The sequence below is a fragment of the Mycobacterium sp. SMC-4 genome (genome assembly GCF_025263265.1).
Classification (GTDB): Bacteria; Actinomycetota; Actinomycetes; order Mycobacteriales; family Mycobacteriaceae; genus Mycobacterium.
In genome coordinates, this window is the sequence record NZ_CP079875.1 from 1 (window position 1) to 12,372 (window position 12,372).

Here is a 12,372-nt window from a genome sequence, read left to right on the forward strand (position 1 = left end):
GGGAGTCGGAGCCGTCGTCTACGCCAGCGGCGACGGACACGCGTGCTTCGTCAGTAGCACCATCAGGCCCATCGACTGAGCCTGCCGTGACACCGGGCACTAAGGCGAAACGGCCAGCACGGGACAAGTCGGACAAGGCTGTGGCGAGTCAACCCGCCAGTAGCAGCTCCGAGCTGTACCCGACAACGGCGTACCTGGAGCTGGAAGAGGACAAGTACATACGCCGTGCACTTGAAGCCGGTCGATACGGTAAGCCCAAGGTCACCTCGGCAAGCGCGGTCATCCGCTACGCGGTGCGTCACTTGGCCGAGCACATGACTCCCGAACAGGTTGTGGCCGCGATCCGCGAAGCTGCGCCCGAAACGAGCAACCAGGGAAGAATCCGCCTTTAATCGCTCTACCGTTCTATTGATAGAACGAGCCCCCGAGTGGCAGGTGTGCCGACACGCCACGATCATCCATTGTGCGATGTTGACCTATATGTATGCCAACGGTGCATGTAAACTCTGCGGCAACGTGGCGGCGTAGTCACTCACCACCACGTCACTAAGGGACCGACCGCACGAGGGACTGGGAGGCGATCATTACGGCCGTCGTGGACCAGGACCACCCCGGCGACCCCGATGTCGCCCTCCTCGCCCGCCACGTTAAGGCACGCCTACGTCGGCTGGGACTGTCTGTGCTTGCCGCATCCGAGTACGGAATTCTGTCGCGCTCGACGCTGACAGCGATCACTCAGGGTGCCGACCGGGTGCCGAGCTACCGAACCCTGGCCAAGCTCGATGACCTGCTGAGCTGGGAGCCTGGATCAGCAGAACGGGCGCTGCACGGTGGTGATCCTGTACCGCGCGAGGATGGCGTTTACGGCAAGTTGCCGGCCCCGCCGGTCGACGCGCCGGAAGAGGATGTCGCTGCGGCGACGGCAGCGCTCAACGATGTCTTCGATACGGCGTTCGAAGATCCTGCTGGCTGGGACTACAACCATCTGCTCCGGTGGATCGATCAGCGCCTGCGCGAGCTCAATATGACGAAATCGAAGTTCGCCGCCATTGGGGGACCGGCCCGCGCGACGCTGGCGACTCTGGGTAAGCGAGGCTTCGGCCCGAGCGCAGAGACCCTCGATCGCATCGACACCTTCTTGCTGTGGGAGCGTGGATCTGCGCTCACCGCGCTGCGCGGCGGTACCCCGGTGCGCAAAGGGCCCAAGGTGGCGCCGAACCCGGCGTTGGTTCCGCTCAATGGTGCCCTGGACACACTCAATGCGGTGAAGGTGCGTCTGACCCGCCAGAGTCAGAGCCTTACTCAGCTACATTCGGATGTAGACGAGGCGCTGGAGCGTGTCAGTGTCGCGATCAGTGAACTTGGTGACAGAGAACGCCTTGACGCGTTGCTGTTGTCGGAGATGGGCGACCCCGAACAGGGTGATGCCGCAGGAACGGGAGAAATCCATGACTAGCGGTATTGCAGTAGGGGAGCGCCGACTATGGCCGACACCGAGGACCAGGGTCTGTTCAGCGTCGAGGAATCGGAGCACAGTCACAGTGACCGAGTGGATGCGCCAAGCCGTCGACCAGGTGTATCACCGCCAGATCGGTATACCAGCGCAGTGGTCCCCGGAGCAGACAGAGCTGTTCCTGAGCCTGGTGACCCAGCGGCTGGACGATCAGGCCGCGACGCTGGCACTGGAGCTGGGGGAGCAGGCAGTGCAGAGCTGGACCCAGCAGCACCACAGTCAGCCCGACCACGCGACGACGGTCGGCCTGCACGAGACGGCCTTGCAGAACGCACGCGAAACGATCGTGCGGCAGAGCCTGTACGACTTGATTCCGCAGCCACCGGAGGGCCGCGACAGCAAGCCGCCCACACCGGCCGACATTCCCTGGACTCACCGGTGGCGACACCTGGTGTATCGAGCCGAGCCGAGCGAACAGATCGAGGAACTCGCAGACCATCTGTGGCCGGACCGCAGCGCGATGTTCCGGGTCAAGGCGGCATATCTGCTGGCAACCCGGCTGGAAGAAAACCGGGCGATTCCCACCGCTCCGGGCCATCGCCTGACCCACGACCTGGGAGTCGAAGTCGCCGAAGCGATGACGGCCGAGGGGTACCCGCCCGAGTAGCCCGCAAGCGTAAAGCTCAACCTCTCGCCGAAGACGACCCACAGCTTGCGCTCTTTGCCGAGGACAGCTTTGACCTGCCGACCGATCCTCGCGTCATCGACCCCGGCGGCGCCCCACTACCGCCGCTCATCCCAGCAGCACCCGACCACGACAGCGCCCAACCCGACCAGGTGCCTTCGGCAGCTATCGACGCGCTAACCCTCAAGCGACCCCAACGCACCGCACCGAGCCGCGACGACACGACCCGTACTCCACTGGCCGCAACTACTGATGTCACCGCGGCACCGGCCCGCGTCAGCGCTCCGCAGTCGATGCCCGACGCAGATGCCAGCGATACCGGCCAGCGTGAGAACGAGACACCGGCAGTGCCCTCACCGCCGGCCATCGACTACCGTCCCGGAACCACCATCGCGGTCCCGTCCGGCGCGAAAGCCCGGCTCACCGCGAACCTCGCCGCCATCGACACGCTCATCGAGCTCCAAGGCCAAGCCCGCCATGCCACCGCCGCTGAACAAGACATCCTGGCCCGCTGGTCGGGATGGGGCGCGATCCCCGAGGTCTTCGACACCCGCAGCGACACCTACACAGCCCAGCGCGACTACCTCAAGGAGGCCCTGGGCCCCGACCAATACCAAGCCGCGTCCAGAAGCACACTCAATGCCCACTACACCGACCCCGCCATCGCTGAGCAGATGTGGAAAGCGTTGCAGCACGCTGGTTTTACCGGCGGTCGGGTCCTGGAGCCCGGGTGTGGCGCGGGAACGTTCATCGGCTTGGCGCCCGAGACCGCGCAGATGGTCGGCGTCGAGAAAGACCCCATCAGCGCAGCCATCACCGCCTACCTCTACCCCTCTGCGCAGGTTCGGGCCGAAGGCTACGAAACCACCAACGTCCCCAACGGTTCCTTTGCCGCGGTGATCGGCAACGTCCCGTTCGGGAACTTCGCGCTACGCGATCCCGCCTACAACCCGCGCCGGCTGTCCATCCACAACCACTTCATCGTCAAGTCCTTGGACCTCACGGCACCCGGCGGCTACCAGATCGTTCTCACCAGCCGCTTCACCATGGACAACGCCGACCCCAAGGCTCGCCGCGAAATCCTGTCCCGCGCCGACCTGCTAGGCGCAATACGTCTGCCCTCCAACGCCTTCCGGCGTGTCGCCGGCACCGAAGTGGTCACCGACATTCTCGTGCTACGCCGCCGCGAAGCTGACCGGGTTATCGAAGGCGGCGCTGACGACTGGCTACACACTGCACCGCTGACTGTGGCTGCCGATGATGGCACCGATACCGAGATCGACATCAACTCCTACTTCCACGACCATCCCGAGAACATCCTCGGACGCCCCAGCCTCGGCCACGGAATCCACGGCCACCAGACCCTCAACGTCACTGCCGACGAATCCAGCCCCTTGGCTCTGCAAGTCGGGCACCGCCTGCGCACCATCATCGACACTGCGCGGAATCGAGGCCAAGGACTCACCGCCACCGCCGCCTCGCTGACCGAGGTTAGCGACGTCAGCTTCGACCCCGGCCTCATCACCGCCGTCACCACGAGACTCCCGGCCCGCGACACCCTGCGCTTCGATGAAGCAACTGATGAGTTCCAGACCTGGACCGGGGACGCCTGGGCGACTGCGAAGGTCTTCAACACCCGCAAGCAGGAAACCATTCACCTGCTCAAACTGCGTGATGTTGCCAATGCGGTCGTGTCATCACAACGGGCCGGTCAGCCCAGCGAGGTCCGTGAACAACTGCGCGGTGAACTCAACCGGCTCTACGACACCTACGTCGCCAAACATGGTCCTATCCAACGCTTCAAGTGGAGTAAGCCCTCCATCATCACCCAAGACCGCCACGACAAGTCGTTCGCGAAATCCATTGAGCGGTGGCGTCAGAAGAACCCAGAGCAGCACACCGTGCCCGCCGAACTCCTCGAGGCGTGGGACGAGCAGGCCTGGGAAACCCCCAGCCAGTACAAGATGCGCCCGCACATCGTCACCGCCTTGCGCAACGATCCCGGCTGGACCACAGTGCTGGCGCTGGAGGGCTACGACGAACTCACCGGGCAGACGCGCAAGGCACCCATCTTCTCGGTAGACCTGCTGAGCCCACCGCAGGTCCGCGACCGCGCGGAGACCGCCGAAGAGGCCCTCGCCATCAGCCTGGACCACAACGGTGGCGTCGATATTGCGCACATCGCCACACTGCTGAACACCGACCCCGCCGCCGCGCGGGAGAAGATGCGCGGACTGGTCTTCCCGTCGCTACGCGATCCAGAGATTCTCATTCCCGCCGCGCAAGCACTGTCGGGCAATGTCCGCCAACAGCTACGACACGCAGAACTCGCAGCCGAACACGACCCGCGATACCACGAGTACGCCGCCGCCCTGCGCGAAGTCCAGCCCGTCGACCGCGAAGCCAGCCAGATCAGCGCTCGCCCCGGATCACCGTGGATCGCCGCCAAATACGTCGCACAGTTCGCCAGCGAGACATTCAAAGCCGCCGACGCCGTGCCAGTGCATGTGAAAGCCGACCATGTGCAAGGGGTCTGGTCGATCGAGTGCCAGAGCCGCAACAGCGCCGCCATGACCGAGACCTGGGGCACCCGGTTCCCCAAACGAGATGCCATCTCGTTGCTGGAAATGGTGTGCAATAACCAGGAAATCGCCATCCGATATACCAAAGAGGAGACCGAAACCACCGGCCGGACCGGCGTCAACCGCAACGCCACCGTGGCTGCGCAAGCCAAAGCTACCAAGATCAGCGAGGCATTCCAGAACTGGGTGTTCGCCGATGACACCCGCCGCACCGAACTGGTGGCCACCTACAACGAACGCTTCAACAGCCTGCGCGCCCCCAAATACAGCGGCGCGGCGCTGACGCTGCCCGGCCTGTCACACCGGTTCACCCCACACACCCACCAGCGTGACGCGGTAGCCCGCATCATCGCAGAACCCAACGTTCTTCTCGATCACGTTGTGGGAGCGGGTAAATCGGGGACAATGTTCATGGCAGCCATGGAACTGCGCCGCCTCGGACTGGCCCGCCAGCCCTGGATTGTGGTCCCCAACCACATCATCGAGCAGGTAGGAAAAGAAGCCAAGTGGTGGTATCCCGGCGCAGATATCCTGCTCGGCACCCCCGGCACCGATCCCGCCGGCCGCCGCCGATTCGTGGCCCAATCAGCCACCTCGGACTGGGACATGGTGATCGCCCCGGAATCGTTGTTCATGGGCATTCCCGTCGGGCAGGATGCCCAGCGCGACTACATCGCCCGAGAGTCGAAGATGCTGCGCGAATCCCTGGAGAACATCACCGGAGACAACGCCACCGCCGCCACCGTCAAACGGCTGGAGGCAGCACTGCAACGCTACGAATCGAAGCTGGAAAAACTCACCGACCAAGACGGCAAAGACACCGGACTTCTGTTCGAACACACCGGGTGTGACTACCTGATGATTGACGAAGCCCACATGTATAAGAACCGGACCCGACTGAGCCCCGTCAAGGAACTCGCCTGCCCGGACGGCTCCGAACGCGCCGACGACCTGGCCATGAAAATGGAACTGCTGCGAGGTCGCCGCCGCGAGGACGCTATCGCCGCCGGCCGTACACCCACCCCCGCCGACGAGCGAGTCGCCAGTTTCGCGACCGGAACCCCGATCGCCAACTCGCTTGGCGAGCTATATGTCATGCAACGCTATCTGCGCCCCGATCTGCTCGAAGATGCCGGGGTCCTGCATATCAACGACTGGGCGACCACCTTCACCGCGACCGTGAACACCGTCGAAGTCAACGCGACCGGCACACAGCTGCGGCCGGTTACCCGAGTCGGAAAGTTCTGCAACCTCCAAGAGTTACTCCGCATTTCGTCGGTGTTCACCGATGTCATCACCCGGGATCAGATCGGCTTGAAGCTGCCCGAACTCAGCAACGACGGCAAGCGCACCATCGTCAGCATCCCGGCCGATCAAACCCTTCGGGACTTCATCACCGACCTCGGCTACCGATCCGGCGACCTGGACCCGAAAAACCTTGCCCGCGACAATATCCTGAAAATCTCCAACGATGGCCGCGAAGCCAGTCTCGACCCTCGCATGGTCCATCTACCCGAGCCCACCCACTCCCGGACCGCCGCGGTCGCCGAGAACATCATGGCCGTACACCGGCAGTACGCCGACACCATCTACAAAGACCCCCAGTACGGCCATGACATGCCCACCCCCGGCGGCCTGCAAATCGTTTTCTGCGACCGCGGTACACCCAGCAAGGGCGGCAAGAAGAAGAATGACTTCAACATGTACGGCGCGATCCGCGACGACCTGATCGCCCGGGGTATGCCGGCCGAGAAGATCCGCTTCATCCACGACGCCGAGAAAGCCGAAGACAAGCTGCGGTTGTTCGATGAATGCAACCGCGGCCAGGTGTCGGTGCTCATCGGCTCCACCGAGAAAATGGGAACCGGGACGAACGTTCAAACCCGTGCTGTCGCACTACATCACGTCGATGTACCGTGGCGGCCAGCCGATCTCGAACAGCGCGAAGGCCGCATCATCCGGCAAGGAAACCAGAACGAGACAGTCAGCATCTTTAACTACGTCGTAGAAGGCTCTTACGACGTGGTGATGTGGCAGAAAATCGAAGCCAAGTCACTGTTCATCGCACAGGTCAAACGCGCCGACATCAGTGTCGATGAAGTCGATGACATCGGCGGCAACGAGATGACCGTCGCGGCCGCCGAAACCAAGGCGCTGGCCACCGGAGATCCCCGCTACGTCCGCCAGGTCCAGCTCCAAGACGAGATCGAGCACCTCGCCGCGCTGGAACGGGCCTACCACGACGGCATGGCTGCCCGCGACCGCGATATCCGGCAACGCCAGCGCCAACTGGACATCACCACCGCCCAACTGGACGCACTCACCCCCACCCTGGAGGCGATGGCATCCCAGCCCGCCGACGCCCCAGCCGACATCGTGGTCGAAGGACGCCGCTACCCCGAACGCAAGGACTGCGCAGCGCCTTTTGCCGAAGTCTGCCGCCGCGTCTACGGCTCCCTGAGTAACGCAGCATCCCACGACAGTCGGCCACTGAACACCGCCATCAACGGCATCGCTCTCCACGCCCGCCGTGACCATGTAGGCGACCGACTCTGGGTCACCCTTGAAGGCCCCTCAGCCGAAATCGCGTTCACTATCCAAGACCTGCACGACAGCGCACCGAAGGTGGGGGAGACCAACGGGGCAAGCAGCGCCAAAGCCCGCGGACTGCTGACCCGAGTGGAGAACCTCTACAAAGACCTTCCCGCCCACCACCAGCGACTCAAGGTCCAGCACGACCACCTCACAGACTCCCTGACCGACCTCACCAACACCGAGGTCGAGCCATTCGACCGTGGCGAAGAGCTCGCAGCCAAACGCGAAGAACACACCACCTTGACCACTCTGCTGCAACTGGAGGCCCAGTCCGAGGCGGCGAAAGCCAAAGCTGCCGAAGCCGAGCAGAGACTGCTGGCCGCCGGCCGCCAGTCCGGCTGGTCACTGCACCTGAACCCCACTCCATTCCTGATCGAACAATCCGGGCTGGCCACCGCCGATCAATACCGCTTCGCCCAAGGACTCGCCGAACAGGCCCGCGCCAGCGAGTACCGCGACGCCCAACGCGAGGACCAACAGCACCGCGGCGACGAGGGGAGGGCACTGTGAGCACTCCAGCAGCGCCCGCAGCCGATCCGTGGTGGAGTTACGCAGTCGGCACCGCCACGGCCTTACGCTCAGGCAAAGAACCCCCCACCGTGGCCGTGCACGGTCCCTTCCTGAACTCCAACGAGGTCGCCCGCCTCAGCAGCCCCGCCACCTACAGCCGCCTGGCCGCCGGCAACGGGAACTACGAACGCGCCCAAGCCCCCTTCATGGTCAACCCGGTCCTGATGGCCGCCGCCATGGCCGGCCAAGGTGTCGTCAACAACCGGCGCCGACGCGATGCCGACCGCAACAGCCAACCCCAATGGACCAACTACCGCGAAGCCGCTGTCCTGACCACCAACCAACGGCTGATGTGCAGCCGCCCCCAAGGCGGGTGGACATCGTTCTGGTACAGCGAAATGGCTGAGTTCTACCCTGATCCCCACCGCCGGGCAGTCACCATGTCCTTCGCCGACGACCACACCCCGCCACTACAACTGGCCGGACCCGCCGCCCCCGCCATCGCGCTCTGGATCGGCCACTCCGTCTACGGCGACCGCTGGCACGAAGACCCCCGCCTGGCCGCCCTACTGCCCCGCCAAGCAGCCCAGGACACCACCACGCACCAGCAGGCCGCCGCCGAGCGCACCGCCGCAGACAAGGACGGCCTCACCCCCGAACAACACGCCTGGTGGGAGCACCACCGACCCCGACACAGCCGTCACCACACCTCCCAAGGCGGGCTGGAGCTATGAGCACCCGCGCCATGCCGCCACTGGTCCTCGCCTCCGAGGTGGGCCGCTACGCCAGATCCCGACTTGACCACCTCACCGACGGACGTCCCCTCTACATTCCCGGCTTCGGCGCCGAGGCTGACCCTGTGGTGACCACCGCGCACGCCTCGCTCTACCGCCACCCGTACAGCGTCAGCCAATTACCGCTGCTCACAGTCCATTACGAGACCATGCTTGATCCCGCACCTGTCACCACGTTGCTCGTCAGCCTGGCCCACCTCGCTCACCACGACTGCCCTGCCTGCGTGAGCACCTGGACCGAGGCGCCCACGAGCTGCCGGCCGCCATCACTCAGTTTCACGTTGTGGAAACTCCGGCCGCCGTAGTGCTGCTGCACTACGAGGACCTACCTAGTTAGCGGTTCCCACCTTCGGGAAGAAACACCGGATGTGGCAGCGATTGTGGTTACTCAGCGTTGTGCCAGTAATCGGGTAGCCGCCACATTGTTCGCAGGCTTGGGCCGTTCAACATGATGTTCCACTTGTTCTGCAGCATGGGATTGCCCCACGTTTCTGACCGCGCCCGTAGCCACTCAGCCCAGTCATTGCTGATACCGGCATCATCGAGCCCAGCAAGATAGCTCGCTATCAGTTCATCGCGCTGAGCCCTGTGCACCGCGGTGTTGGGATCGTGCAGCTCCGAGTAGGGGAGCGCTGTCAGCTCTTCGAGCACCGTGTCGTCGGTATAGGTCCCCGTCAGGCCGGCGACAGTGAACTTCGACATGGCTGTCATTCCCTGCATTTCGAGTAGCGTCACCTGCGTCTGGGCGCTGCGTACCCGTGCTCGCTCGCTGATGCCGAACTGGGCAATGAACCACGCGTTGAGCGCTACCCGCCAAGTGGCCTGACCAGGTTCCCACGGCTGGCGCGGCAGCTGCTGGATTTCCATCACCACTGCCCGGTCATCGTCAGTGACCATCTGCGGCTGCAGTCGCTCCTTTGGCAGCACGACACTGCTGCGCCACTCCGGATCGAGCGCCCCAAACCGGGCCTGTTCCAACACCTTTCCCAATAGGCCGTCACGCATAGACGCGACGTACTGCGCACCGATCTGCTGATACGCGTCCGGCGACCCCGGGGATGACATCGACATCACGACTGCTTTCCTTCGTTGTTCATTGGCAACACCACATCGACCGGGGCGCTGCGAACGCCCACATTTCGCCAGGTGGCGGCAGTGCCGCTCTCGTCCACTTCCACGACGCTTGACATGAGCCCAGACAGACTCGTGAGCCACGGGCCTGACAACTGCCGCACGTTGAGTACTGTGTGAACGTCCAGGCAACGACCGCGCCGCAGCAAGCGGGCCAGTGCGGACAATGACTCGTCGGCTCCTGCCCGTGTCACGCGGCCTTCCCTCGTTGCAACCGGGACGAACTCCTCCATCAGGCGATCACCGTCGACCACCACGACTACCGCATGGCTGCGGTCACCCGGGTCGCTCTGCTCGGTGGCGCTCCGTCTGCGCAGTTCAGCGAAATCCCGTACCCCACACTGCTGTAACTGACGAGTCCGTTCCTCAATCAGGTGGTCGGTACCGCTAATGTCCCCCCGCGTCGTCAGCACCTCAACCCCGCGCTGAGGAGGTCGGGCGGACATCGAGTCGATCATTAGATCGACTACGCTGCGACGGCCGACTTCGGAGGTGCCGATCACCGCAATATGCGGACCGTTGCCTCCGCTCGCAGCCTCTTCAATGTCGACCCAGTATGGATGCCCGCCTGCCTTGCCGATCACGACTTGGAGTGCTTCTTCACCGTGGGACACGGCGCGTAGTGCCACCGGATACGGTGTACCCGGGAAACGCTGCTGGTGTTCACGCGCCGCGCGCTTGCGCGCATTTGAAGATGCCATGGAAATCACGAGTCCCTTCAAAGACATTTGCCCGTAGTCGCCCACATCAACAACGTGCGATCTTTGTTGGGAGCGCGTGACCCGATGAGCCTGGTCCTCGGAGAGATCTTCGGTAGCAGTACCCCGATGTGGGCGGGAGCTGCAACGCGACCGAGGGAGTCCGCCTTCGCGCAATGGCGTTGCCTACCAAGATACCTCATGGACTGCCTAATCTGGTGCTATGCGATGGACTCGTTGAGGTCCTGTTCCAGTTCGTCGGTGTAGTCGGTGATTTTGTCGCGCTCCGTGCCCAGCGCCCGCATCACGGCACGAGCTTCTGCGCTCTTGAGAACATCGGGCATCCGTGTCACCACGGCTCCCAACTGTTGGGCAGCGTTGCGCAGTCGGTACGAGCGCATCTGCGGATCGGTCCCTAGCGGGAATACGAGGCTGTTCACCGGGTCCACCTCGAACTCGATGGGTGTCTCTTCGTGGTGCCGAGGGTCATCGCTACCGGTGATGATGCGTGCATACGTGTGATCGAGGACAATCAGCCGCCGCATTTCGGACTCCATCCGCGCGACGAGGATCAGTAAGGTTCTCGGAATCTGCACGTAGACGTCGCTGACGGGCTTTCCGGGTGAAAAGCCATACGCCCGGACCGTTTCGGCCGCCTCTCGTACCTCAGCGATCAGGTATCGCACACCAGCGACGTCGCACCGAATGACATTCCCGCCCTCGCGATCTCGGCGGATCTGCTCCACCGTCTCGCGACTCCATCCCTGAAAGCGGCCACCGACGACAGCATCCGGGGCAATAAAACGGCCAGCCCTGATCTCCGAGTTGAGTGCATCTCTGCTAATCCCCAGCTCATCAGCTACTTGCGTGCTGCTCAAGTATTCCTGCATGGGGTAAGTATAGAGCTGAGCACATTTGTGTGCCACATTTGTGTGGTCGCGTCGCCAGTCAGACGGTGCCTCGTTCCACAACCCACCGCTGTTCGAAGGGGATTACGCCGGCGGCCGTCTCAAAGTCGGAGTCGTAGTGGATGACGGTTACCTCGTGATGCGCAGCGACCGCCGCGATCAGCAGATCCGCCATACCGACCGACCGATGCTGGCCCGTTCGCGCGAGCGCGCGATGAGCCTCCAGTGCCGCTTGCCACTGTTCGTCACCTGTCGGCAGATACTCATACGCCAACCGCCGATCGGACCAAAGTTGTTCGTACTCTTCGGAGCTACGCGCACTGTATAGCGCTTCGGCGTCCAGCTGTGCGGTCGTTGCGACCAGTCCGGCCTCTATCAATGGCGCCAGCCGAGCGCCGACCGGCGCCGACCGCATCCGCGCGGCCGCGCTGGTGTCGATGACGTAGCGCGCGATCAGCGCCATACGTTCCTACGCGCTTCGGGTGTCGCCATGTCTTCGAGCGCGCCTGACTGCAACCACGCGACCTGACGGGCCCGTGCCGAGGTGGCTGCCGCTTGCTGGAGTGCCATCCGAACAGTGTCGGAAACGCCCGCGGTTTTGAGTTCACGCTGTGCAGCAGCCAGGAGATCATCGTCTAAGTCGATCAGCCGTTTCGTCACCATACCTCCTGGTATATGCTGTCGAGACACTCAGTATATATCCGCTTTAGATAACTCGCCGGCCTCCCCTTTTTGTCACAGTGACGTATTGAGCCGTAACCCGTTGTAGGGCAGGGGTTTTAAGGGCTCCGCGGGAAGTGGCCGAGTGATGCTGACACGGGCTCAGCGCGGCTCGCAAGCCGCCGTCTGTGCGCCTGCGCGAAACGAACTCAGGGCGACCTTCTTCGCGGTCTGGGTGCGATCTGGCCTCACGGTGTGGCATAGTGCGGATAGTACGGACAACCAACTCTGGCAATTATCTAAGCCGAATTACCCTGCTGCACAACGCATTTGCCGATAAGCTCCGTTATGTCAAC

10 protein-coding genes are annotated in these 12,372 nt (G+C 63.5%); 6 read left to right on the forward strand and 4 right to left on the reverse strand.

The window, feature by feature from the left end:
- The first annotated feature begins 140 nt into the window (after positions 1-140).
- The 6 genes from KXD98_RS28240 (at position 141) to KXD98_RS28265 (ending at position 8,924) form a co-directional block, all read left to right on the forward strand.
- On the forward strand, positions 141-392 hold the full coding sequence (locus tag KXD98_RS28240; protein ID WP_260765625.1) for a hypothetical protein: 252 nt from the start codon (positions 141-143) through the stop codon (positions 390-392).
- Between the two features lie 203 nt (positions 393-595).
- Entirely contained in the window at positions 596-1,456 is an 861-nt protein-coding gene (locus KXD98_RS28245; RefSeq protein ID WP_396883407.1) for a hypothetical protein, read from the forward strand.
- Between the two features lie 85 nt (positions 1,457-1,541).
- Positions 1,542-2,120 carry a hypothetical protein gene (locus KXD98_RS28250; RefSeq protein ID WP_260758390.1) on the forward strand — a complete coding sequence of 193 codons (579 nt, stop codon included), beginning with the start codon at positions 1,542-1,544 and terminating at the stop codon, positions 2,118-2,120.
- 170 nt (positions 2,121-2,290) lie between these two features.
- Complete coding sequence (locus tag KXD98_RS28255; protein ID WP_260758388.1) at positions 2,291-7,825, forward strand: helicase-related protein; 5,535 nt, start codon at positions 2,291-2,293, stop codon at positions 7,823-7,825.
- The gene (locus KXD98_RS28260; RefSeq protein WP_260758387.1) at positions 7,822-8,559 is read left to right on the forward strand and encodes a hypothetical protein; all 738 of its coding nucleotides are present in this window, start codon (positions 7,822-7,824) and stop codon (positions 8,557-8,559) included. The genes KXD98_RS28255 and KXD98_RS28260 overlap by 4 nt, the downstream gene beginning before the upstream one ends.
- A complete protein-coding gene (locus KXD98_RS28265; protein ID WP_260765540.1) occupies positions 8,556-8,924 on the forward strand; it encodes a hypothetical protein in 369 nt (122 codons plus the stop codon). The genes KXD98_RS28260 and KXD98_RS28265 overlap by 4 nt, the downstream gene beginning before the upstream one ends.
- Before the next feature lie 79 nt (positions 8,925-9,003).
- Here the strand turns inward: KXD98_RS28265 and KXD98_RS28270 are convergent, their stop codons facing one another.
- From KXD98_RS28270 to KXD98_RS28285, 4 genes are all read right to left on the reverse strand, one after another.
- Entirely contained in the window at positions 9,004-9,690 is a 687-nt protein-coding gene (locus KXD98_RS28270) for a hypothetical protein (RefSeq protein WP_260765539.1), read from the reverse strand.
- A complete protein-coding gene (locus KXD98_RS28275; protein WP_260765538.1) occupies positions 9,690-10,496 on the reverse strand; it encodes a hypothetical protein in 807 nt (268 codons plus the stop codon). Before KXD98_RS28275 ends, KXD98_RS28270 begins: the two co-directional genes overlap by 1 nt.
- 173 nt (positions 10,497-10,669) lie before the next feature.
- A complete protein-coding gene (locus KXD98_RS28280; RefSeq protein WP_260765537.1) occupies positions 10,670-11,374 on the reverse strand; it encodes an AlpA family transcriptional regulator in 705 nt (234 codons plus the stop codon).
- A gap of 22 nt (positions 11,375-11,396) precedes the next feature.
- Complete coding sequence (locus KXD98_RS28285) at positions 11,397-11,819, reverse strand: PIN domain nuclease (RefSeq protein ID WP_260758362.1); 423 nt, start codon at positions 11,817-11,819, stop codon at positions 11,397-11,399.
- Between the last annotated feature and the right edge of the window lie 553 nt (positions 11,820-12,372).